The sequence below is a fragment of the Corynebacterium freiburgense genome (genome assembly GCF_030408815.1).
Taxonomy (GTDB): Bacteria; Actinomycetota; Actinomycetes; order Mycobacteriales; family Mycobacteriaceae; genus Corynebacterium; species Corynebacterium freiburgense.
On the sequence record NZ_CP047355.1, the window covers coordinates 1,430,296 to 1,455,088 of the forward strand.

Below are 24,793 nucleotides of genomic sequence, written 5' to 3' on the forward strand. Positions count from 1 at the left end.
ATGGTGCTGGTTATTCGGATTTCACATTCCACAAACCGCGCGCATGTGAAATGTGGGAGGCTAACAGTAATTCCAATGATTGTGCATCCCCTTTGGCCATAAGATCTACCATTTGGACATGCTCTTGTGCATTTTCTACTAGGCGTTTTTCCGCCATAAGTCCTTTAAGACCGTATTGGCGCGTTTTTAACCGCATGCGAGTAGCTAATTCCACAAGTTGAGCATTGCCACAAGGTGCCATAAGGGCCATATGGAAGTCCCTATCGGCGACTAGGTATGCATTAATGTTTTCTTCCTCAGCGGCTGCCAAAATTTTTGATACAAGTTCCCGGAGTAATGATAGGTCCGCATCTTGATAGTGCAGTGCCGCTTGCCTGGTGGCATATGGTTCGATCAGTAATCGTATTTCTGTTACTTCCTCCAATTCTTTATCGGTCATTCCTGTGATACGAAAACCCTTGTTTTTTTCTGTACACACCAGCCCTTCTCGATCAAGGTCAATCATTGCTTCCCGCACTGGTGTAGCCGAAACTTGGAGTAGTGCTGCAAGTGCTGGTGCCGAATACAGCTCACCTTCCTTAAGGTCTCCCGCAATGATTGCGGTTCGAAGTTGCTCCGTAACCGCTTCCCGAATACTCCGAGGCTGTGAGAGTGGTTTCAAGAAGGAAACAGTCATGGGATGAACTCCTTACATTTTCATGTTTGACGTAGCGAGGCGATTAACCAGCATTTTCCGAGCACATGCTATAAGCCACCATAGCAATGGCAAGGTCCTCCCAGGCCATTCCTACGCCGGTGTAAATATAAGGTCCCGGGCCTTGTAACGTTCGAATACCTCGCACAGTTTCTGCAAGCGTTACTGGTGGTGTACGTAGCCACTTTCCAGCCTGTTGGAGGCATGTAACATTACCGTTTTCATGGAGCGCGGAAGTACTGCCTTCTAGTAGCACTTGTGATCGAAGTACCGTTTCGGGTTGCAGTTCACGTGCATCTAAACCATGTTGACCAATCGCCGCAATAATTAAGCCACTGTGCACATCAACGTCGCCAATAACCGGCGTGGAGGACGACGTCGCTAATATCACGACATCAGCCGCAGCCAGGTCCGGCGTACGTGACGCTTCCACCTGGAAACCTTCAGCGCTGAGCTTATCCCGCAATGCATTCATGTTTGCTTCTGTGCGTGCACAGATAACAAAGGTTGCTTTAGGAAAAACCGCCTGCATAGTTCGAACATGTCCTTCGGCTTGGACTCCCGCTCCATATACAACGACTCGCATTGTGCGGTCTATCCCAAGGTCATTGGCAATACCTAATGCCACAGCCTGTGCTTGCACCAGGTGTTGGATACCAAGCACTGTTGTGGCGGGAGTTCGAATGGCGGTGAGAGCTGCCCCTTCAAACACCCCAACCGGCGCCCCGGTCGTTTCATCAAACAATATGTATAAACCGTGAATCGGTGGCATACCTATGTCCCGATTGCTGCTGGTTAACGTGAGAACCTTTACCCCGCTCATTGGTATACCCGAATATCCACCTGAGTGAGCGGGCATAATCAAGAACTCGCCGTGAGGGCGATCCACAAAAAGTCGAGGAGAACTTTCCTCCGGATCAAGTCCTTTCCTAAGCACATTTGCCAATGCATCAATAGCTACTTTAGGTGGTACAAGGGAATGAATTCGTGTGCTATTGAAAAACTCAACCATAGCGAACTCCTCTCTGTATAGCATGTCTTGGCAATGTCGGATCATGCTGTAATAACGAGCAATTACAGCAGGAAACCTTCGGGGAACGGATCCGTAGGATCGAGGAAATACTGTGCAGTTCCGGTAATCCAAGCTCGGCCCGTAATTTGCGGTATAACAGCAGGTATTTTTCCGACTGTAGTTTCTGAAACTAATCGTCCAGTAAATTGCGAACCGATAATCGATTCATTTAAAAAGTCAGTATTGAGTGGTAGCACACCTAAAGCATGTAACTGCGCCATTCTGGCAGATGTTCCTGTGCCACAAGGTGAACGATCAAACCAACCTGGATGAATAGCCATAGCATGCCGGGAATGAGAAGCGTCTGAGCCCGGGGCTTCTAGATATACGTGGTGGCAACCACGAATATCATTGCGAAGAGGATGAACCGGTGTATCCACGGCATTGATTGCATCCATGATTGCAAGTCCGGCAGTCAACATCTCCTGCTTGTATTTACGATCAAATGGAATGCCAAGATCCTCGAGTTTGACAAAAGCATAAAAATTTCCGCCAAAAGCCAGATCGTATTGCACAGTTCCGAATTCTGGCACTGACACTGATGCGTTGAAACGATCTACAAATGATGCGACATTATCCAGCGTTACTGAAACGGCACGCCCTTGTTCAACATGAACATTTGCTACTACTAGACCCGCAGGTGTATCCAGTCGAACCGTTGTGGTTGGTTCTTGGACTTCCACCATCCCTGTCTCTACCAGTACTGTCGCAACACCGATTGTGCCGTGTCCACACATTGGAAGTAGGCCTGAAACCTCGATATAAAGCACGCCATAATCCGCATCATCGCGAGTCGGCGGCATAATAATAGCTCCTGACATCGAGGCGTGCCCACGAGGTTCGTACATTAAAAGTTTGCGCACATGATCCGCATGTTCCATAAACCAGAGGCGACGCTGTGCCATGGTTTGGCCAGGTATCGGCGGCATTCCGCCAACTATAACGCGCGTTGGCATACCTTCAGTATGAGAATCTACTGCATGGAATACACGATTTGTGCGCATGTCACTTCTCCTCGTTGGCTGCAGCGTGGGTAATGGAAAACTGTTACAGCAAGTTCTTAGTGGTAGTTTCGTGCGATTGCCGCCATTGTGTCTGCAGTAATGCGTTCGTGTATTTCAGTGGCCAATGGGCCGCGTGGTGGGCGGCAGATTCCACCTTTTCGGCCGGCTAGGTCCATAGACAATTTGATTGCTTGGACGAACTCCGTCTTGGAATCCCAGCGAAGCAAAGAATGCGACTCACGGTACAGTTCTTTTGCTTTCGCTAAATCATTCATATCCCCTGATGTTGAAAGCCGATATAGCTCACACATTGTTTGCGGGAATGCGTTTGGATAACCAGCTACCCAGCCAACAGCTCCAGCTATACCCATTTCAACAATGGTGTCATCTGTGCCGATTAGCAGATCCATTGTTGGAGCGAGTTCTTTTATTTCATAGGCGCGACGCACGTCACCTGAAAACTCTTTGACACCGACGATATAGCCTTCATTATGCAGCTCAGCAATTAATGATGGAGTGAGATCCACTTTTGTATCGATCGGATTATTGTAGGCCACTATCGGTAGACCAGCGGATGCAGCCAAACGGTAGTGCTCAATTACTTCTTGTGCGTTCGCGCGATAGGAATTTGGTGGCAGTAACATGAGCGCTTGCGCACCTGCTTCTGCCGCTTGTTCTGCCCAGTATTGCGTTTGCAATCCACCGTAGGCACCTACACCTGGCATGACTACGAAACCTTTTGGTGCCGCTTCGACCGCTACTTTTACGACCGTAGCGCGTTCTTCTTCGGAAAGGTTCTGGTACTCGCCTAGAGATCCATTTGGTGCCACGCCATCGCAGCCATTTTCAGCAAGCCATGCAACGTGCTCGGCGAAACCATCGTAGTCAACACTGTAATCATCATTGAATGGGAGTGCGGTAGCTACGAGTACACCGTGCCATGGTTTCTTTTCTGTGGAAGTGCTCACTCCAGTGTTCCTTTCCTAGAGGATCCGTTACGAACTTCGGTCTATGCTCCTTGAACATCTGCACTATTGCTGTGCAGTAAGTTCGTAAAGAATTTTTTAAATCCGCAACAGTTTTGGGTGCCTTGCTAGCTGCTAGACCAACAAGGCTTGTGGTCATGCTCGTGATCCACACCACTAACTATGCCATGTACAATTGTACCGTCAAGGGATTTTCCGAAAATTTAATGAGTTTTAATCTTTTTCGAGGGGTATTGGCCCACCGGTGTGTGGGTAATTGGGAATTGTCTCTTCTTTGCCCTCCCAAAAATCTGCGCCTTCAATCCCCAATGCCCCGGGCTCAAACGCAGGTTCTATATTTGCTTTCAATTGGCGCCGGTAATCCACAATGACTTTCCGCACTACGGGGATCAACATTAAAATGCAAAACATATTGATCCAGCCCAGTGATGCGTACCCAATATCACCAATCGTCCAGATCGTTTCGGCAGATTCGATTGCGCCGTACATCACCATACCTAGTAAGGCGAACTTTAACCCAAAGCTAATAGTAAAATTTGGCTCATGACCAAAGAGGTACACAAGGTTGGTGTGGGCGATATAGTAAAACGCCACAAGTGTAGTAAATGCGAATAACAACAATGCGATTGCCACAAATCCAGATCCAAATCCTGGTATCAATGTATCCACTGCATTTTGGGTATATGCGGCGCCAGCTTCTACACCTGGGAGATTTTCCACAATTGGTGTTTTGTCTGAGGCATAGACATTGTAGGAACCGGTAATCACAATCATGGTTCCGGTGGCAAAACACACAATGCAGGTATCAACGAAGATGGAAAACGACTGTACCAAGCCCTGCTGGGCCGGATGATTCACCGCTGCGGCTGCTGCACCGTAGGTTCCTTCACCAACGCCAGCAACATTGGAAAACACGGCCCTGCGCACACCCCATGCCATTGCGGCACCGGCGATACCACCGAAAAGTTCGTGGGTTCCAAAAGCAGATTCAAATATTAATTGCAAGCTTGGAATAATAAGGTCGTAATTCAATATCACGATTGCAAGCGCGACAAATATGTAACCAATCGCCATTACTGGAACCATAAGGTCTACTGCCCGAACAATGCGTTTAGTGCCACCAAAAATCACGAGTGCCAATACTGCGACAACACCAACTCCACTAACCCAATTGGGCACTGCAAAAGCGTTTTCCATGGCGTTTGCAATGTTATTGGATTGGACTCCGGGAAAGAGCACGCCGTATCCAAGCGCGGTCATAATAGCGAGTATTGCCGCGAGCCATTTGAGCTTTAACCCATATTCCACATAAAACGGCATACCGCCCCTGAGTTCACCATTGATTTTTCGTTTATATACCTGTGCTAAGGAAGACTCCGCAAATGATGCCGCAGATCCAAGTAGTGCACACATAACCATCCAAAACAAAGCGCCGGGGCCACCTGCTGCAATAGCAGTGGCTACACCGGCGATATTTCCGACGCCCACCCGAGACGCAATGGTAAGTAAAAGGGCCTGGACTGATGAAATGCCAGATGTATCGGTTTTGGGCTGGAAAATTAGCTTTATTGTATGTGGTAGCAAGCCAAATTGTGCTCCACCGATCACAATGGTGAGAACCAGGCCTACTCCTAATGCAAAGTAAGCCATTGGATTCCACAGTCCGTCACTGATCAACACGAGTGTGTCCACAGGTACTCCTAAATTATTGGGGAGATGAGCCGTGGTCTAGCACCCAAACGGCCATATACTGTAAGACGGATCACAAGCAAGTGCAATTGTACACAGCACAGAAAATCCCCTGTCAAGTGATTTGACTCACTTTAAAGGAAGTTTTCAGCTTTGGTTTACCCCCAATATCACGGCACTGTACGCATCAAAATAGGCGATTTGATGTTCCGATACTCCCCTAGCGAGAGGCATCTGTGTTCGATTTATACCTCGTAGACGGCTTCCCGGGCTTCTTGTGCGGTATGCACAGTGCGAACCTGAGGCCCTCCGGGAAGTTCTGGGCGTTCAACCATAATAACCGGGATACCAAGCTCTCGGGCAGCATCGAGTTTTGCTCGGGTAAGTTCCCCACCCGAGTTTTTTGTAACCAAACAATCTATTTGGTTATCACGCATTAGTTGTTTTTCATTTTCGAGTGTAAATGGCCCGCGAGATAGGATAAGCCGGTGTCGTCTAGGAAGCGTAACTTCCGGTGGATCAACGCATCGAATTACGTATAAATTGTGTGGGTCTTTTGCAAAAGCGGCGAGTTGTTGGCGCCCAATTGTTAGGAAAATATGGTGGAATCGACGTGCCGCTATTCGTGCTGCTTCTTCCATTGAACCAGCAGGTATCCATTGGTCCCGCTCCCCTGCTTGCCAAGCCGGACGGTGTAATGCAATTAATGGCACACCGGTAGCGCGTGTCGCTTCGGCAGCAGAAATACTAATACGTTCTGCGAACGGATGTGTGGCATCAATAACCACTTCTACTTTTTCTTTAAGCAGCCATGTGACAAGTCCTGCTGGGCCGCCAAATCCGCCAATGCGTACCTCCCCGACTGGCAATGCTGGCTGTTTGACTCTTCCGGCAAGAGAACTCGTCACATGCCAATTATCTTGTTGTAAAAGCGAGGCTATTTCGCGGGCTTCGCGGGTCCCGCCGAGTATTAGTGCGCGCACGGAATTGTCCTACCATAGGCATCTCGAGGGCGCTCATCGGAATACAGGAAGCTATCGGGAAAACCCTCAGCCCCCAAGGCTTTTCCTATAATAATGACGGCAGTTCTGGTAATACCTGCTGCACGTGTTTTATCGGCAATATCCATAAGCGTTCCGCGTAGGATAACTTCTTCAGGGCGGGAGGCAAATGCCACGACAGCCACCGGACAGTGCGCACCGTAGTGAGGCGTAAGCTCAGCAGTCACCGCATCAATATCGTGGGCGGCAAGGTGAATACACATGGTTGCTTTGGAAGCCCCAAGTGTTGCTAGGTTTTCAGTATCGGGCATTTGTGAAGCTCGACCATTTACCCTGGTTAATATCACTGTTTGCGCCACGGTTGGCACGGTAAGCTCATGGCCCAGAACGGCTGCTGCGGCGGCATATGACGGCACTCCTGGAACAATTTCATAAGGAATTGAAAGTTCCACCAACCGGCGTGCTTGTTCTGCAAGTGCTGAATAAATTGCGGGATCTCCTGACTGGAGTCGCGCGATGTCTTTACCTTCGGCGTGGGCTTGCGCAATAATCTTGGTAATCTCATCGAGAGGCATACGTGCGGTATTAATAATTTGCGCACCATCGGGGCAATGGGAAAGTACCTCTTCGGGCACAATGCTCCCAGCGTATAGGCATACTTGGCATGTTCGAATGAGCCTATCGGCGCGAAGGGTAAGTAAGTCAGCTGCTCCTGGACCTGCGCCGATAAAATATACGGTCACGCTAGTTCGTCTCCTTGAGTACGCGCCATTGCACTACAGGAAGGGCCGGTTTCATTGTGGTGAATGCCCCTACTGGGTGTTCGTGTGAAATTTCCATTCGGATCATTGTGCCGCCGTATTGCTTCCGCAATTGCCAGAGCTTTTGTTCGGATTCAATAGTTACTGCATTGGCAACGAGTCTACCGCCTAATGGTAATGCTGCCCATGCAGTTTCGAAAACAGATGCGGAAGTTATGCCGCCGCCAATAAAAATAACATCAGGGGTTGGGGCGTCGAGAAGCGCCTTGGGGGCCGAACCTAACACTTGGAGGGTAGGTACCCCTAAAGCCACAGCATTTCGTGCGATTCGGGTACGTCGTTCTTCATTAATTTCGAAACAGTATGCGGAAAGGCTGGGTACTGCGCGCATCGCTTCGATTGCAATGGAACCTGTGCCACCACCAATATCCCAAAGGGTTTCACCATCTTTGGGGGCGAGTGCAGAAATTGTAAGTGCCCGAATATCTTGTTTGGTGAGTTGTCCGTCTGTTTCATATTCGGAATCTGGCAGGCCTGGGACGCAACTATGGGTGGGGCCATTTGGAATAATCGCCAATATATTCAATGAGCTTACGGGTTTTGGCGGCAGGATTGCGGTACCGGAAAGTTGTTGTTCATCGGCACTTCCGAGATCACTAAGCACAATCAGTTTGGCTGCTTCGTGTCCTAGTGAAACAAGAAGTGATGCTATTTCACCTACGCTGGTTTCATCACGGCACAGCACCATAAAGGGTTGTCCACTGTCTACGATAGGAATCATGCTGGCCACGGGTTTTGACATCAGTGAAACCACAGGAGTGGCATCAACTGGCCAGCCAAGACGGGCGCACGCCAACGAAATTGATGAAGGGGCCGAATGAATATGGACCCGATGCACACCAAAAATCCGGATAAGGGTGGTACCAATGCCGTGGAACATTGGGTCACCAGACGCGAGGACCACAATATGTTTGCCAATAAATTCTTGGAATAATGGCTCGATCGAAGGAAGAAGCGGTGACGGCCAAGGGCGGCGTTCAGCTCGGCAACCTTCGGGTAATAAGTTCAATTGCCTCCAGGATCCAATAACAATATCGGCATGCAGAATTGCGAATTGGGCGGCTTCATTAAGGCTGGAGAACCCGTCAGCACCGATACCGACTACTTCAATTGGTGGGTCAGCATCGGTGGGGTGGCGCTTTGCAGCGAGTTGCGTCATAGAAATTAATCGTACTGGGTTTTTAACGCGGCATTCGTCGCCACACGCGGCGAGGCACTAAGCGCATAATCCAAGCTATAGCTCGAAGCTTTGCTGGAACCCAAATTGTCGCGGATCCTTCACGTTGCATTCGGTGCACAATAGCTTCCGCAACTTCATTTGGATATACCGAAAATGGTGCGGGTTTCATGCCTTTGGTCATTGAGCCAATTACAAATCCGGGGCGCACAGTAATCAATCTGACGTTTGTTCCATATAAAGCATCGGTCATACCTTGGCAAAAAGCATCTAAACCGGCTTTGGTGGATCCGTACACATAATTAGGGCGACGTGCCCGCCATCCCGCTATAGAAGAAAACGCAATGATGGTTGCAGGGGTGCGTTGTTGTTGCAGCTGGTGAGCCAAAATTGTCAGAATAGAAATCTGGGCAGTGTAATCCACACTCGCAATTTCTATTGCGTGCGCTGGATCTGTTTCTGCGCGTTGTTGGTCGCCAAGGATTCCAAAAGCAACAATTGCAGTTTCAATATCGCCGTACTGCATTGCTTGTTGTATTACATTGCGATGAGATTCATAATCCAATGCTTCAAAAGGCAAAACATGCACATGTTTGGCATTGCGTATAGTGACTGCCTCAGGGCGGCGTGCCGCAACAATTACTGTTGCATTGGCAGCTAAGCGTTCTACGAGTTCAATACCAATATCGCTGGTGCCACCGAAAAGAAGAATGTTTCCCATTATTGCAATCCATGAGGTTGGTTATTTACAGATTCACACCCAGAATCCGTAACAATAATAATGTCTTCAATCCGGGCGCCGACTCGCCCTTCCAAATAAATACCAGGTTCTACGGAAAATGCCATACCTGGTTCAAGAACTAGTTCATTCCCAGCCATAATAAATGGCTCTTCATGCAATGATAATCCAATGCCGTGGCCGGTCCGATGAATAAAGTCTTCCCCAAAACCGGCAGCGGTAATAATGTCCCTGGCCACAGCATCAATAGAGGCTGCGGTAACCCCCGGGCGGACTGCACGCACCGCTTCGGCTTGAGCTTGTTCCAATACCTGATACAGATAAAGGAAATCTGGGTCGTTTACGGTTTGTTTAGGGCCACCCACAATATAGGTTCGAGTGCAATCAGAGTGATAGCCAGGACCGAAGGTTCCCCCGATATCCACTACAACCACGTCACCGAGTTCAAGTACTCGTTCGGAAAAAGAGTGGTGTGGATTTGCGCCATTTGGTCCGGATCCAACAATAATAAAATCCACTTTGCTGTGTTCTTGCAGGATAAGGCGTTCGAGTTCTTGTGCTACTTGGGCTTCGGTTCTTCCTACCAGCAGGAGCTCGGGAACCATTGAGTGCACGCGGTCGATTGCAGCGCCAGCTTCCCGCAATGCTGAAATTTCGGCAGCATCTTTACGCATAAAAAGTTCTTTTAGTACTCCACCTGCAAGTACGGTGCTTCCGCCTAGTAATGCTTGAAGCGGTAGCACGTGGTCAGCGGTAAGCGAAGCGCCGATGCCGATAGTTGGGGCGTCGCTAAGCGAACCTAGTGCCGCAATGGCAAGTTCGTGTGGGCGTTCCCCATCAACCCACCCACGGACTTCGATATCCAGTTCGGGAATGGCGGACAGTGCCAGATCGCCGCGATCAACGGCAGGCAATACCAATGTTGGTTTACCAACGGTAGGAATAATCAGTGCAGTAAGCCGCTCATGGGTGCTAATCCACGAGCCGGTTAAATAAGCTAATTCCGCACCAGTACCAAAAATTAAACCATCTAAACCAGCCATTTGGGCTGCGTTTGCTGCGCGAGTAAGCCGATCAGCGTACACATGTATTGGAAATAGAGACGACATGCGCCCCATCATAGGTGGTTATGCTGCATCCCAAATGAACGGCGAGCGCGGCACCGTAGCAAGATCAAAGCGTTCCAGCAGCTCAGCGGTGTTAGCAGCACCCGGAATGCCTATCGACGCCCCGAGCCGCTCAAGCGTTTGCGCCCCCAACTGGCGAAAGGTTACCGCACCGTCGCGCTTAGCCAGGCGTTTACCCGCGGCATTAAGTACCAATGGAACATGGATAAAAACTGGTGTGGGTAAACCAAGTAGGTGTGCCAAATATGCTTGGCGCGGTGCAGAAGCAAGTAGGTCATCGCCACGTACAACCTGGTCAATGCCTTGAAACGCATCATCAACTACAACGGCCAAATTATAGGCCCAATCCGCACGTTTGAGCACCATATCGTCGACTACACCAGTGTATTCGCCGGCGAATACATCATAGATAGACCACTGGCTCACATTTGCCCGCAGCCGAAGAGCAGGAACCCGGCCCTGGGCATATAGTTCGGCGCGCCGGGTATTACGCTGCGAATCCGAAAGATCCCGACACGTCCCTGGATACGCGCCTGGTGCCGCATGTGGTGCAGAAGCTGCCGCTAAAATATCTTTTCGCGAGCAGTAACACTCATAGGTAGGCAATCTGTCAAGCGCCTGCTGGTAGGCAGCATATCGAGTGTGCTGGTAAAGCACTTCCCCATCCCAGTTCAACCCCAATACCTGCAGGTCTTCTAGCTGGCGCATTGCGGCGGTATCTGAAGACCTACCGGAATCAATATCCTCAACCCGTATATAAAACGCCCGGCCTGAAGAACGCGCACATAGCCACGCTAAAAGTGCTGTACGCAGATTTCCAAAATGTAAGTCACCAGAAGGAGAAGGTGCATACCTTCCCGCCCCAATGAGAGGGTTGATCACAATAATTGCCTTTACTCATAGCGGTTATGCGCCAATTGCTACAACACCCCGGCGAATCGCATCGATTGCTTGTCGCGCATTATTGCGGATTGCCGACGAATACCCAGTGGCACGAACCTGCTCTAAAAGATCGATTACTTGGCGGCACCAGCGCACAAAATCACCTGGCGTAAGTTCTGCACCACTTTGTGCCGCAGCGGCCATACAATAACCCAAAGGTGCCCCGGCCGTCCACTGGTGAATAGCCAACGCAAAACCAGCCTCAGGCTGACGTGTTGGCGGCAATTGATGCCGCTGCTCATCAACCACTAATTCATCCCAAATCCGTTCTGTATTATTCATTGCATCAGCCATAGCATCTGTGGCTGCCTCTGGAACCTTGCGGGATTCTTTACGGTTTTCAAATGTACACATACTGACCACTCCGGCAAGCTCTGCAGGATCCAAGTCATCCCAAATGCCTCGCTTTAAACATTGTGCGACCAGTAAATCGGATTCATTATGGATTTGCGCTAAGCGCTGCCCTTCCTCCGTAATTGTTGGAGTATTTTCAGCGTCGAATTCTACATAATCCAATTCCGCTAATAATTGCAGAATTCGATCAAAGTGTTTGCCCAATGTATCCACCGCTGCGGACACTTTACCTTCCAGCACTGCAAGTTCGCGTTCCCTGCGCAACAATCGTTCACCAATACGCGCAAGGGTTTCGCGCTGCGGCCAATGATGCGCCTCATGAGTACGAACTTCTGCTCGTAACCGAGCAACTTTTTCGCCCCCACGAACTCTGGCCTGGAACTTTAAGCGCTTTGGGCGTGGATAATCACCACGGCGAAACGCTTCCACGATCGTGCTGGTACTGCGACGAGGTTTTTGAGTAATATCCCGCGGCAACCGCATATGGCCAACCACAATAGGTGGATTAGCAAAGGAATCTGCATCGATTCGACCAGACCACCCGGTTTCCATAGTTACCCAAGGACGAGGATCCTGCGCACTTTCTGCACCTCGAACAACAACCGCTAAAATCGGCTTCTTTTTCCCAGGCAATGCCAATACATCACCAATCTGGGCTTTCCGTAGTATTGCCTTGACTTCCAAGAGCCGTTGCTCCAGATTGCGACGTTTTGCCGCCCTCTCCTCCACTGTCAGTTTATGACGTAGCGAGAGGTAATCCCGAAAAATTTCTTCGGGATTAATATCTGGGTTTTCAAATAAATGTGCTGGTGCAGATTCATGGATCGCCGCAGTAAATTCTTTGGATAATTCAGCTACGGTCTTTGCGGCACGTTGGGATTCCCGAACTTCATTCACTACCGAACCATCCGCCTGATATTGTGCAAATGACTGTTCTAAAAGCCTGTGCGCTTGTGTATAACCAATGGTAGAAAGCAGGTTTACGCTCATATTATAGCCAGGCTGGAACGTAGAAATCAGAGGATATGTTCGAGTTGATGCAAGGCCAGCAACCATTCGGGGATCAAGGGCTGGTGCCCACTGAACCACCGCATTACCTTTAACGTCGATCCCGCGACGTCCAGCCCGACCAGTCAATTGCGTATATTGCCCAGGGGTTAATTCCACATGCGCTTCACCATCGAACTTCACTAGCCGCTCTAAAACTACGCTGCGGGCAGGCATATTAATACCGAGTGCAAGGGTTTCTGTGGCAAAAACTGCACGCACTAACCCACGAACAAAGAGTTTCTCAACCACATGTCGAAATGCTGGCAACATACCCGCATGGTGGGCGGCAAACCCGCGTTGTAATGCACGCTTCCATTGGCGGAAACGCAGAACTTCCAAATCAACCGTAGGAATATCTGCAACACCATCATCGACGATTTGGCCGATAAGTTCGGCTTCTTCATCCGTGGTTAAGTCCAGCTTTGAATGTAAACATTGCAATAATGCGCCATCGCATCCCGCGCGAGAAAAAATAAAAGTAATCGCCGGCAGCATGTTTTTGCCCTGTAAGATGCGTAAAACTTCCGGCCTACCCAATGGCCGGAAATCACTTTCTGCACGCGGACCAGTGGTGGTATCACGGCGTTTACCGCTACTGCGTGCCCGAAAACCACCAGTATCCTGTGACCATTGCTCACGTACATGCTCGCGGTGCTCCAACCTGGTCACCGCGTGTTCTAAGGCCCGGTTAACTTCACCTTCTGCCCCAGGTTCAAAAAGTGGGTAAACTTTTCGGCCCACCATCATCCATTGTTCTAATGGTACTGGCCGTATTTCAGAAACAATGACATCGGTATCGCCTCGAACTGTAGAAAGCCACGCCCCGAATTCCTCGGAGTTACTTACCGTTGCAGAAAGTCCAATGATGCGAATGTGCTCATCAAGATTAAGGATTACCTCTTCCCACACAGCCCCGCGGGAAGCATCGGCGAGAAAGTGGATTTCATCCATGACCACATGGCTTAGACGCTCTAGTGTTGGGGATTCCGCATAAATCATATTGCGGAGTACCTCTGTGGTCATGACCACGATTTCTGCATTGCCATTAATGGAAACATCACCAGTAAGCAGCCCTACTGTTTCCTCCCCATGGGCAGCTACAAGATCATGATATTTCTGATTGCTGAGCGCTTTAATCGGGGTGGTATAAAAACACTTTGTGCCTCGGGAAAGTGCTAGTGAAACAGCAAATTCCCCCACAATGGTTTTGCCTGCCCCAGTGGGAGCGCACACCAGGACTCCACGGTCTTCTTCCACGGCACGGCACCCCTGGATTTGAAATTGATCCAGGGGAAATTTTAAATTCGCCGTAAATTCGGAGAGGTGACTCATGTTCTCCAACCTACCTGGTTAGAGAACATCGTCGAAGTCCGAATCACCTCTTTCGGCGTGATTTCCGCGCATTTCCGCACCACGCATATTCGGCGGAGTGTGCTCTTGCGGTGCGCGTATTGGGGTTGGGGCTGAAATACTCGTTGATGGTGCTATGCCGTCAGCATCATCGATCCCGCCTGAGGCTGCGATTGGCGAGGATTCATCATCATCCACATCGAGCCAATCTGGGCGCTGGCGACTACGTCGCCTATCATTAAAGCGCGCAAATTGGATTGAGATTTCCACAAGTACAACCAGGGCAATAGCAAGAATTACCATTGATACAGGGTCTTGCCCGGGGGTCATAAATGCTGCGAAAACAGCCAGCAGCATAATAATCAATCGACGTTTGGTTTTCAGTTGCTCGTAGCTAATCAAACCAACGATATTAAGCATCGCGATAATAAGCGGGACTTCAAAACTCACGCCAAAGATGACCAAAAACGCCAAGAGGAACCCGAAATATTGTTCACCATTAAGGGCTGTAGTTTGGGTATCTGCGCCAATCGTCAGCAGAAACGCTAAACCGTAGGCGATCACAAAATATGCAAGAATCGCGCCGGAAATAAAAAGGAATACGGCCGCGGTAACAAAGGTAAATGTCCAGCGCCGTTCATTCTTCATTAATCCTGGGGTAATAAAACCCCAAAGCTGCGCTAACCAAATTGGCGAAGCCACAACAGAGCCAGCAAGTGCACCAACTTTAAGCCTCAGCATAAACATTTCAAATGGCCCTGTAGCAAGTAACTTACAGGACCCATCTGGGGAAAAACTTGCTCGCGCTTCCGGCGGAAGACTGCAGTAGGGTCCTCGGAGGATTTCACCAAGTGTGGGGATGCCAAAAAGCGAGTTTTGATACCACCAAAACCCGAATATCGTTCCCACAGCTAAGGCAAGCAAGGAGATAATAAGCCGACGGCGGAGCTCTTGAATATGCTCCACCAAAGACATTGAACCGTCTTTTGCACGTCGTTTCTTTTTGTTTTCCTTAGGTTTACTATTAGCGGTGCTCATATGACGTCGCCGCTACTCCACTACTGTTGTGGTTGTTGTGGTTGTTGCTGCGGAGCAGGCTGTGCCTGAGGAGCTTGCACCTGGGTGGGTTGTTGTACCGGCTGAGGAGCAATGGCACGTTGTTCTGCGATTTCGTCGTCTTTGCTCATTTCCTTAACTTCGGATTTGAAAATGCGCATTGAGCGACCAAGTGACCGTGCAGCTTCCGGCAATTTCTTCGCACCGAATAGCAACACAACTAGGACTGCAAGGATTATAAATTCGGTGGGTCCGAGATTAGGCATTGTATTTCCTCCAACAGTGGAAATTAGTTGTCTGACGTTTCATCATACGCTGCCAAGGCTGACCGCGAACGATCACCCATAGCTGAAACCAGTGACGTGGGTTTAACTATACTAACCCGATCGGCATTGCTTAATGCGAAACGTACAATCCAATTCTCAGACAACAATGGCATTGTGGCACTAAACCAGTGGTCATCAAGCTTTTCACCGATGGTTATTGGGAAATAGTCTGCCAACCATAGTGCATCTGCGGCAATTTTGAGCTCTACTTCCTCTCTCCCAAAATCAAAAGGGTTTTTGGTATTGAACTTTAAGCGATCCAGATGAGGTTGCGCTGGTTTGTCTAAAACTTCGATGGCTTGTATACGGTCTGTGCGAAATGTTCGATGCGCATCTGCAGCCTCGTCCCAGGCAGTGAGATATGTAATGCCTTCCCTGGAAAACACTCGGGCGGGACTTACCGTTCGTTGGGAACGTTCATCATTGCTAGCGCTGTGGTACTCAAATTGCACTTGCGTTTGCTGTTCGAGGGCGGTTCGAATGGCTTCAAGGACCGGTTGAGTGGGCACTTCACCAGCGATGGAATCTACCAGGGCAACAGTTTCTTCCTGCATAATGCTGCGAAGTTTCTTCGCCGCGCTCAATACTGCGGAACGATCGGTCAAGCCTGGAACATTTTCCAGCGAATCTAAAGCCAAAAGCAGTGCACCAGCTTCGGTTTGGGTCAAGCGTAGTGGCTGGTCCATACCTTGATTATTGGTAACGGAAACACCCATATAACTGTGTTCAAGGTCGACTAAATCATCGGGAAACATCCCCGGCAGACCGCAGCACCATAGCCTATCGAGGTCATCTTTAATTTCATTAGGTTTCCTGCCCAGATCCGTTGCCGCCTCCATAATGGTGCGATCAGGGTGCGCCTCAAAATACGGCAATAGATTCAGCATGCGAACCAAATCTTCTAAACGTGCTGCATTAACGCCCATTGTAAACCTCCGCTGCTTGCTGCAATTGCGTTACGACGTCCCGGCGCACCTGCTCAGGCGCCAGCACCACCGCATGCGGTGCATAGGCCGCAGCCATACGCACCAACCAATCTCGATCAATATTTTGAAGATCCCACGTACCATCATTACGCTGTGTTCCCTGAGACGTAAGCTCATAAGCCCGGCCCGGTTCGACAGAGATGTGGGCGTCGATTAGCTCTTTGCCTTGACGTAACGTTTGCTCCACAATCTCCTGTAAATCAGCGTCCCCACGGATATATTCGGCCGCTCCAGTAATAGCAATATTGCTTACTCGGGTAATCCGAAATGAGCGCGGAGCTTTACGATCAATATCAAAACCCACTAAATACAAACGATCCCGAACATTGACCAAGCCCCAAGGGTCCATCGTACGGATGACTGCATCGGTGGTTTTTGTCGACTGATAATCAAAGCTAATGCGTCGACCTTTACGAGTGGCCGTTAATAATGCATCTAATTGTTTGGCGCTTAACCCCGAAACATCATTGGTAGCCGTAAATTGCGGGGCTGCGCTTAATTCTCGATCGGCACCCCCAGCGGCGAGCTTTGTCCATCCGGAGCGGGCAAAAGCCCCGAGGTCACGATCGAAACCGAGCTCCCCGGCCAGCCCTAAGACCGTGGCTTCAGCGGGAGTAAAGTTTACCGGCGGCAACATATATTGTTCCCTTTGAAGCCGATAACCTGCCTGTGCTACCGATTCAATTGGAACCCCGACCTTAGCTAGAATTGCACGATCCCGAGTAAAAATCGTATGAAATGAAGCCGCCGAATACTGGCTATAGCCATCAACATTTTCATGAATCCATTGCGGAGTAAGAAACTTCCGCCCCAGACGGTCGGCATTTAAAAACGCAAACGTTAGATTTGTTAAACGCTCAATCACATGGTCTCGAGCAGCCATTACTATATACCTCGCTGAGTTTTCATATATTCAATAAGCTCATCAACACGATCATCAATAGTTGCAAAAGGATCCCCAAGCTCTACCGAGATTGGCTCTGGACGATTTACCTTTAACCGCATCCAATCCACAGTCACCGAAGCTTGCAGATCATATGCTGCGGATAAAAACTCCCCACGCAGTTTTGCTCGAGTAGTTTGAGGTGCGACCCCGCTTGCCGCCTGGGTAATTCCGGCAGGATCAATCCAGCGTTGCACCAACCCTTTAGACTCCAAAACCGAATAAAGACCGCGACCTTGACGCACATCATGATACGCCAAATCCACTTGCAAAAGCTTTGGATGGTCAAGCTCAAAACCATGACGATGCTGGAACCGCTCTAGCAGTTTACGCTTAATCACCCAATCGATTTCCGTATCTACCGCAGAGAAATCTTGGGTTTCAATGGCCCGAAGTACTCGGTCCCAAAGATCAACAACACGATGTAAATCAGAATCCAATACCCCCGAAGCACGCTGTGGGCGTTGTTTTAGCCACTGTGTAGCCGCATCACAATAGGCACGTTGAATTTCCAGTGCTGAAACTTGATTTCCATTCCGTAATCGGATTGGCGTATTGCCTGTGGTGTCACGTGCGATTTCCCGTATTGATGCAATTTCGTTTTCTAATGCGAAATCTGGAAGTGGCCAGCCGGCCTCAATAAGTTCTAGCACAAGCAGTGTTGAACCGATTTTTAGTGCAAAGGTTGGCTCCGCCATATTAGAATCACCAACAATAATATGTAGCCTTCGGTATTGCCGTGAATCCGCATGAGGTTCATCACGAGTATTAATAATGGGGCGCGATCGTGTAGTTGCTGACGAAACACCTTCCCACACATGATCTGCACGCTGTGAAATGCAATACCCAAGGCCAAAAGGATCCTGTTCGGAGCGCACTAATGGTCGGTAGATTTTTCCGGCCCCCACAAGGAGTTGGCGGGTAATTAAAAACGGTAGTAGTACATTGCCTAGTGTACGTAGCACCGTGGATCGACTCACAAGGTAATTTTCATGGCAGCCGTATGAATTACCGAAGGAATCCACATTGTTTTTAAATAAAAACACCTGGCCAGCAATGCCTTCTTGCGCTAATGAAATCTCCGCTTGCTGCGCCAATTGATCAACAATCTGATCCCCTGCTTTATCGTAAGTGAGCAATTGCGCAATGCTATCGCATTCAGGTGTGGCATATTCTGGGTGCGAGCCAACATCAAGGTACAAACGTCCCGCATTTGGCAAAAACACATTTGCGCTGCCATAGGTATCCACTATGGGCCGAAAGACATACCGGGCGATTTCTTCGGGCCCCAACCTACGACGCCCATCAAACGTACATGTAATACCGTACTCCGTCTCAACGCCGGCAATCCGACGGACCATAATCTGAGAATCCGGGGGTGGTGAAAACGGTACCCTATTGTGCCGTGTATTGGTCACTGCCCACCCTTTTGTACATATGAGCGAACAAACTCTTCGGCGTTATTTTCGAGCAAACCATCGATTTCATCTAGGAGTTCATCAGTGTCTTGAGTATTGATCTGAACCTGACCAAAAGCCTGTTCAAATTCATTATTTTCGTCGCTACCACCGGAGCGCTGAATATGTGATTGCGATGTAGACATAATGTTGTGGCCTTTCTCAAATCACGAACGGTTGCCCTTTTACGTTAGTCTTTCGTCAGAGCGCCGCGGGGGCAATGGGGTACCCCCATCAGTTTTGAAGGTGATCTAAGGATACGTGAAGTAAGGCATACCTCTGCTAACTTTCTTAACAGTTTGCCGAATTAGGCTTGGCTAGCGTTAATAATTCGAGCCTTAAACTTAGGCGCAGCTCAGTTTCCGGCAAATTGCTGCTTGTTTTACCTGACCTACCGTTCACGCTAAGGAAGTACATCGTGACCGAACCACAACGCGGATATCGGCGTATTGGCCGCCCAGGAATCGCCGCAATTGCAGTGCTGACCGCATCTCTTTCATTGGTAAGCCCTGCCATGCCAATCGCTCTGGCGGACGCCAACTCAAAGTTCGGCATCGAAGCCCAACCAAACGTAGAACAAAATGTTCCGGAATCAACCTCAGCACTCCAATGGGGCATCCGGGGATCATTTGTTCGATACGTGAGTGGCGCAACTAATATTCTTGACGGCGCGAAACAAGGACCAAATAATTCATACCTCTGGCCATATAAAGAAACCACCAAAAACTCCGATACCGGCGAAATAACGGTCCAATACGGCGGTACCGTTAACTTTATGAAGCACTGCGGCGGAGAACCAATCCGCCCGAATTGTGATCTAGACTTCACCTTTAGTGCTCCAAAGGTTGTCATTGATACCAAGACTGGGGCCGGTAAGCTACTAGCAACAATCCATACCAAGGATTACCTCACAAAACAGTGGTCAGGGCCTTCGGAAAAGCACATTGGTAACCTCGACTTCAATGCAGGACGCTACAACATCCAAAATGGCAAAATGCACTGGAAGGGTGTTTCCGCCACTCTGACTGAAGAGGGCAATGCCTCCTTTAGTAACTTCTATGAAGCAGGCGGCTTCCTGGATTCTTTGTCATTCACCATGGATGACACATTTGAAATCGGTGAACGATCTGGGTACAACCTAACAAATCAGATCAAAACCCAAGTGCCTTCAAGCACATCAAATCGTTTCTTTGTTCGTCAAGACGGCACAGTGCTCAATGTTTCCAGCAATGAAAACGGCACAGTACAAATCTTTACAAAGGACCTAAGCTCCGTTAAAAAGATTGCAAACATCAGCATCAACCGTGGCAGCATGGCTGATTTCGACCCAGCATCAAACACTCTTTACTGGTGGAACGAAAATACCGTGCACATGGGGCAGGTCACCAATGATGGATTGCAAAACATAACTGAATTGGGCACGTTTGAAGGTAAAGTAACAGGGTTTGCATACTCAAAGACACTTAATGCGGTAGGCCTTCTTCACATTGATGGTCCCTTTAACGCACAAGTTCCGTATTTTTCTACATTTGATGCCGCAAAGAAGGTCACAAAAACTGAATTGCCAAGTGCATCAACATTCCTTCCTGGCGCCGAAGATTTAAGTGAATTTTACGGAAGTACTTTCTCTTCAGGTCCTTCCGCACTTCGCGCCCTACCGGATGGAACCTTTATTTTCCTCCACGACGTTTTGCTACGCCCAGCAAACGGTGAAGCTGAACCAAACATCCCATTGCATATTAGCCCTGCCGCTGCTGACGGTGAAAAAGTCAAGCGCATCCAAGAATTTAAGCCTTTTATGCAAGGAAGCCGGGGCTCATTCCGTGGCCTTACAACCGATGGTAACGGCAATATCGCCATTTACAGCACCCTTGATCGAGTTGAAAATGCCTCGGGATCTTTAATTGGATTTGCCAACTACAACAATGGCACATTTACCGTTCATCCAGCTACTCAGCATCCTGATCTTCAAGGCATCGCTGGTGTTGGTTTCAGCCCAGATGGAAGTGCCGCTGTAGTTAGCGAAAAACGTTCTGTTGTGTTGCTCCTTAATCCAACATCTATGGCGGAGACAGGTCGCGCATCCCTTGGCCAAAATATGAAAGACACCTCGCGTTTATTAAATGATGGAGCAGTCTTTAGCCCAGATGGCGATCTTTACGTATACGAACAATATCCTCCGGGTGAAGATGACTGGAGAGACTACATTGGTCTTCAGCGCCTAACACTGCCTGACGCAGTACAGCAGCGCGATAATTCCATCCAGCAATATACAATGGCTGGGCAAAAAGCTGACGCTGGAAATAGCAATAGCAACGATACATCGGCCGAGGAAGACAAACTGCCACCAGGGTCCGATAATGGAACCAAACCTGGAAATCCAGCTCCAGGCGGTGACCCACAGCAACCACCTGCCACGGATAATCCGAAGCCGCAAGACAGTGATGCCGCCACACAGCAGGCAAAAGAAGCAGCTGAGGAAGCAAAAGCCGCAGCTGAAGAGGCTAAAAAACTAGCCGAAGAAGCAAAAACGAATGCTGCCAAAGCAGCCGAGGTTGAAGCTGCTGTGAAAAAGGCTGAAGTTGCTGCGCAAAAAGCAGAAGCCGCAGCTAAAGCAGCTGAAGAATTCCAAGCTGCAGCAGAAAAGGATGCTCAAGAGGCTCGGCGCGAACGTGCCGAAGCTGAAGCTGCTGCACAAAAAGCGCAAGAAGCTCGAGAAGCTGCTGAGCAGGCTCGTTCCGCAGCCGAAAAAGCACAAAAAGATGCTGAGGGAATACTCAAGCAAATTCAAAATGAAAAGCAAAAACCTCACGAGGATCCTTCAAACCAGGAGAAACCAAACAACGTTCAGCACTGGTTGGAGCACCGCGGGTTCAGCAGCCCATTTGCACGAATCATTGGATTCTTCGCATCGATTCTCCAAGCATTGATCTTCCCATTCTTAGGAATCTTTGGAGCAATGCGTTAATGAACGCATAAACGCAATAGCCCCTTCTGGTAGTGATACCGAAGGGGCTATTTCATGTAACGCGTCTGGTTATTAAATGTTTTGCGAAAGTTCAACGGCCGATTGAGCGTTTTCTAGCAGCGCGCCTACAAGCTGTTGCGTACCTTTGGACGGGTCAAGTAAATCAATTATGGTTCCATTATGCAGGGTCAAGTGATCCCAGTTAGCGGCAGCAATTTCATTATGGAAACGTTCCATAGTTTTACCCCGTAAAAACGCTCGCGAATCCGCTGGAGGATTATGCACTGCAGCGAGAATCTGCTCCTCGCTTGCAAGAGTCACCATTTTTCCTTTGCGCACCAATGCATGAAATAGACTTTTTTCTGGGTCAATATCAGAATATTGCAGATCAATAAGCAACATTTTTGGATCAGACCAGGAAACACCTCGTGATTCATATGCGCGAAGTAATGAAAGTTTTGCTGTCCAATCTAAAAGATGAGATGTGCTCATAGGATCTTGAGCAAGCAAATCCAGTATTTGCTGCCATAGTGTATGTACTTTGCGATCTATATCCGTAGTTGGATTTACTCGTTCCCAATAGGCTCGCAGAACATTGATAGCGGTGCACCTTATTCCATTACGCATAGCAATTGCATGTGTACAACTAATGTCCCTGGATATGTGGGTGACCTCTGCAACGGGATCAGCGATTGCAAGATCAGAAAAATCCACACCTTGTTCAATGGCATCAATGACTAATTTTGTCATCCCCAACTTCAATAAAATTGCGGTGTGCGACATATTCGCATCACCGATAATGACATGAAGTCTGGCCAATTCATCAATGGTATGGGATTCGTCTCTAGTATTAATGATCCCTCGATTAAGCGTGGTCTCTAGAGAAATTTGCTGCTCAATATAGTCTGCTCGCTGGCTAATTTGGAAACCAGCCGTTTCTCCATGCGGCCCTAAGCCTACTCGGCCAGCTCCAATAATGATTTGCCGGCACACAAAAAATGGAATGAGTGATTGTGCAAGTACATCGAAGTCGGTCGAGCGGTGGTAGAGGTAATTTTCGTGCGCACCGTAGGATGCACCTTTACCGTCTACATTGTTTTTATAGATTTTTAGAGGTGGACATGGTGGATGCCCTTCCAAAACTGAGTGACCCATATTGGAATATTCCGCAACCGCCGCGACGGCGTTTTGCATTACAATATCGCCAGCTAGATCGTAGATCATCGCATCCCATGCATTCGTTGTTTCGGGCGATGAATATTCAGGATGCGCATGATCAACATAGAAACGACCACCATTGGTCAATACGACATTCGCAACTCCAAGCGCATTCGGATCAATTACAGGCACGGTGTGGTAGCGACGTAAATCAAAACCTCGGCTGTCTTTTAAAGGTGATTCTGGGGCGAAATCCCAGCGTGTGCGATGTGCTGTTCCTGCGTAGGCTACAACGGCATGAGTAGAAGTAATAATCGGGCTAACCATAGGATTGGTCGGTGTGGCAATACCATACTCAGTTTCCGTGCCTAGAAAACGGATCATCGATCTACTGCTCCTTGGTTAATCAGGATTTTTGCCTCCACTACCCTCGTTCCGTGGCGACCAATTATTCGAGACCATTCGTCGGGATTAGAAGTATTTGGTAGGTCTTCATTTTCGCGGTTTTCTGCGTCTACTGCTGCAAGAAGGTGTTGTAGGGAAATACCGACGCCGCGTTGATGAATCTGATCTTTAATGGCGTGTTTTTTCGCACGATCTACAATATTTGCAATCATTGCTCCGGACACAAAGTCACGATAATGCAATATTTCGTGTGATCCATCGACCAATGTAAGTTCTACACATGGACGATCAGCAAACAGGTGGTCAACCGTGGCGTCAATAAGCTGTTCAGCAGGGGATGTTAACGGTAAGGAATCAGTAATATAGCGAGCGAAAATATCGCGTGCGGCATCTCGATTGGGCCTACCTACTCGTATTTTCACATCAAGGCGTCCCGGACGCAATATCGCGGGATCAATAAGCTCTTCACGGTTTGTGGCACCAATAACAAGAACATTGTGTAGCCCTTCCACACCGTCCAGCTCAGCAAGTAATTGCGGTACAACCGTGGTTTCCATATCGGAACTCACCCCACTGCCACGAGTTCTAAAGATAGATTCCATTTCGTCGAAGAAAACAATAACGGGTCGACCTTCTTGAGCTAGCTCACGCGCACGGTCAAAAATAATACGAATTTGACGTTCCGTTTCGCCAACGTATTTATTCAAAAGCTCAGGTCCTTTGACATTTAAAAAATATGAAGACCCCTGTTCGCCGGTGCGTTCAGCGAGTGAGCGTGCCACGGCTTTAGCAATGAGCGTTTTTCCACAACCAGGAGGACCATAGAGGAGCACGCCTTTCGGAGGTTTCAGGCTATAGTCCTTATACAATTCAGGATGCGTAAAAGGCAGCTCTACAGCATCATGAATTGCCTCAATTTGGGAATCTAATCCACCAATATCGGCATAAGTAACATTTGGGACTTCCTCAAGTGAAAGTTTAGAAATTTCGGCTTTAGGAATAACTTCGAAAGCGTAGCCGGCTCGTGTATCAACCAGTACTGTGTCACCTCGTTTTGGGTGTAGGTCTGCGGCAAGGCGAACTACATGTTCTTCCCCGGTGGAATCCGCAACCAGTGCGCGGTCGTCGATAAGCTCAGTAATAACGCCCAACTCGCCTGAATCTTCTTTGCCGCAAACCTCTACCACTTGCGAGGATTCCCCAAGCCGGACACGAACGCCTGGTTGGAGTGCAGTACGATCTACAGCGGGCGAAACCACTAGCCGCATTCGCCGATTAAGCGTAAAAACTTCCGCAGTTCGGCCGCCTTCGCTGGGCTCTAAATACGTGCCATAGGTACTTGGAGGATCGGAAAGTTGTTCGAGTTCTTCGCGAAGTACTGCAAGTTTATCTCGGGATGCTTGTAGTAACTCAGCTAATTTCGCATTCCGCGCACTCAGCTGTTCGATTCGGCGATGAAGGTCCGCATATTCCATAACATTCATCCTC

21 protein-coding genes are annotated in these 24,793 nt (G+C 48.9%); 1 reads left to right on the forward strand and 20 read right to left on the reverse strand.

Annotation, left to right across the window (positions count from 1 at the left end; translation table 11 throughout):
• Nucleotides 1-10 precede the first annotated feature (10 nt).
• The 18 genes from CFREI_RS06455 to CFREI_RS06540 form a co-directional block, all read right to left on the reverse strand.
• Nucleotides 11-676: a GntR family transcriptional regulator gene (locus CFREI_RS06455; protein ID WP_027012389.1), complete on the reverse strand. Its 666-nt coding sequence runs from the start codon at nucleotides 674-676 to the stop codon at nucleotides 11-13.
• Nucleotides 677-719: 43 nt separating this feature from the next.
• Nucleotides 720-1,706, reverse strand: a complete 987-nt coding sequence (locus CFREI_RS06460) for an ornithine cyclodeaminase family protein (RefSeq protein ID WP_051255873.1) — start codon at nucleotides 1,704-1,706, stop codon at nucleotides 720-722.
• Between the two features lie 62 nt (nucleotides 1,707-1,768).
• Nucleotides 1,769-2,770 carry a proline racemase family protein gene (locus CFREI_RS06465; protein ID WP_027012388.1) on the reverse strand — a complete coding sequence of 334 codons (1,002 nt, stop codon included), beginning with the start codon at nucleotides 2,768-2,770 and terminating at the stop codon, nucleotides 1,769-1,771.
• A gap of 56 nt (nucleotides 2,771-2,826) precedes the next feature.
• Nucleotides 2,827-3,738 (reverse strand): dihydrodipicolinate synthase family protein, encoded by a 912-nt coding sequence (locus CFREI_RS06470; protein ID WP_027012387.1) that lies wholly within the window; start codon nucleotides 3,736-3,738, stop codon nucleotides 2,827-2,829.
• A gap of 231 nt (nucleotides 3,739-3,969) precedes the next feature.
• Nucleotides 3,970-5,448: an alanine/glycine:cation symporter family protein gene (locus CFREI_RS06475; RefSeq protein WP_051255872.1), complete on the reverse strand. Its 1,479-nt coding sequence runs from the start codon at nucleotides 5,446-5,448 to the stop codon at nucleotides 3,970-3,972.
• Between the two features lie 242 nt (nucleotides 5,449-5,690).
• On the reverse strand, nucleotides 5,691-6,428 hold the full coding sequence (locus CFREI_RS06480; RefSeq protein WP_027012386.1) for a cobalt-precorrin-6A reductase: 738 nt from the start codon (nucleotides 6,426-6,428) through the stop codon (nucleotides 5,691-5,693).
• Nucleotides 6,416-7,189 carry a precorrin-4 C(11)-methyltransferase gene (cobM, locus tag CFREI_RS06485; protein WP_027012385.1) on the reverse strand — a complete coding sequence of 258 codons (774 nt, stop codon included), beginning with the start codon at nucleotides 7,187-7,189 and terminating at the stop codon, nucleotides 6,416-6,418. Before cobM ends, CFREI_RS06480 begins: the two co-directional genes overlap by 13 nt.
• Before the next feature lies 1 nt (nucleotide 7,190).
• Nucleotides 7,191-8,426 (reverse strand): bifunctional cobalt-precorrin-7 (C(5))-methyltransferase/cobalt-precorrin-6B (C(15))-methyltransferase, encoded by a 1,236-nt coding sequence (locus tag CFREI_RS06490; protein ID WP_035111492.1) that lies wholly within the window; start codon nucleotides 8,424-8,426, stop codon nucleotides 7,191-7,193.
• Nucleotides 8,427-8,448: 22 nt separating this feature from the next.
• Nucleotides 8,449-9,165, reverse strand: a complete 717-nt coding sequence (locus CFREI_RS06495) for an SDR family NAD(P)-dependent oxidoreductase (RefSeq protein WP_027012383.1) — start codon at nucleotides 9,163-9,165, stop codon at nucleotides 8,449-8,451.
• On the reverse strand, nucleotides 9,165-10,292 hold the full coding sequence (locus CFREI_RS06500) for a M24 family metallopeptidase (protein ID WP_027012382.1): 1,128 nt from the start codon (nucleotides 10,290-10,292) through the stop codon (nucleotides 9,165-9,167). Before CFREI_RS06500 ends, CFREI_RS06495 begins: the two co-directional genes overlap by 1 nt.
• 18 nt (nucleotides 10,293-10,310) lie before the next feature.
• Nucleotides 10,311-11,189 (reverse strand): tRNA glutamyl-Q(34) synthetase GluQRS, encoded by an 879-nt coding sequence (gene gluQRS / locus CFREI_RS06505; RefSeq protein ID WP_240483201.1) that lies wholly within the window; start codon nucleotides 11,187-11,189, stop codon nucleotides 10,311-10,313.
• A 27-nt stretch (nucleotides 11,190-11,216) separates the two neighbouring features.
• A complete protein-coding gene (locus tag CFREI_RS06510) occupies nucleotides 11,217-13,988 on the reverse strand; it encodes a DEAD/DEAH box helicase (RefSeq protein ID WP_027012380.1) in 2,772 nt (923 codons plus the stop codon).
• An 18-nt stretch (nucleotides 13,989-14,006) separates the two neighbouring features.
• Nucleotides 14,007-15,044, reverse strand: coding sequence for a twin-arginine translocase subunit TatC (gene tatC / locus CFREI_RS06515; protein WP_027012379.1), 1,038 nt, complete (start codon nucleotides 15,042-15,044; stop codon nucleotides 14,007-14,009).
• Between the two features lie 20 nt (nucleotides 15,045-15,064).
• On the reverse strand, nucleotides 15,065-15,328 hold the full coding sequence (gene tatA, locus CFREI_RS06520) for a Sec-independent protein translocase subunit TatA (RefSeq protein ID WP_027012378.1): 264 nt from the start codon (nucleotides 15,326-15,328) through the stop codon (nucleotides 15,065-15,067).
• A gap of 23 nt (nucleotides 15,329-15,351) precedes the next feature.
• A complete protein-coding gene (locus CFREI_RS06525; RefSeq protein WP_027012377.1) occupies nucleotides 15,352-16,314 on the reverse strand; it encodes a helix-turn-helix transcriptional regulator in 963 nt (320 codons plus the stop codon).
• Nucleotides 16,304-17,257, reverse strand: a complete 954-nt coding sequence (locus tag CFREI_RS06530) for a helix-turn-helix transcriptional regulator (RefSeq protein WP_027012376.1) — start codon at nucleotides 17,255-17,257, stop codon at nucleotides 16,304-16,306. The genes CFREI_RS06525 and CFREI_RS06530 overlap by 11 nt, the downstream gene beginning before the upstream one ends.
• A gap of 2 nt (nucleotides 17,258-17,259) precedes the next feature.
• On the reverse strand, nucleotides 17,260-18,678 hold the full coding sequence (gene pafA, locus CFREI_RS06535) for a Pup--protein ligase (RefSeq protein ID WP_035111913.1): 1,419 nt from the start codon (nucleotides 18,676-18,678) through the stop codon (nucleotides 17,260-17,262).
• Between the two features lie 53 nt (nucleotides 18,679-18,731).
• Nucleotides 18,732-18,920 carry a ubiquitin-like protein Pup gene (locus tag CFREI_RS06540; protein WP_027012374.1) on the reverse strand — a complete coding sequence of 63 codons (189 nt, stop codon included), beginning with the start codon at nucleotides 18,918-18,920 and terminating at the stop codon, nucleotides 18,732-18,734.
• 272 nt (nucleotides 18,921-19,192) lie between these two features.
• Between CFREI_RS06540 and CFREI_RS06545 the strand changes: the two genes are divergently transcribed.
• Nucleotides 19,193-21,742, forward strand: coding sequence for an HtaA domain-containing protein (locus CFREI_RS06545; RefSeq protein WP_027012373.1), 2,550 nt, complete (start codon nucleotides 19,193-19,195; stop codon nucleotides 21,740-21,742).
• 72 nt (nucleotides 21,743-21,814) lie between these two features.
• On the opposite strand, the gene dop is transcribed toward CFREI_RS06545, so the two are convergent.
• A complete protein-coding gene (gene dop / locus CFREI_RS06550; protein ID WP_027012372.1) occupies nucleotides 21,815-23,284 on the reverse strand; it encodes a depupylase/deamidase Dop in 1,470 nt (489 codons plus the stop codon).
• On the reverse strand, nucleotides 23,281-24,789 hold the full coding sequence (gene arc, locus CFREI_RS06555; protein WP_051255871.1) for a proteasome ATPase: 1,509 nt from the start codon (nucleotides 24,787-24,789) through the stop codon (nucleotides 23,281-23,283). The genes dop and arc overlap by 4 nt, the downstream gene beginning before the upstream one ends.
• Between the last annotated feature and the right edge of the window lie 4 nt (nucleotides 24,790-24,793).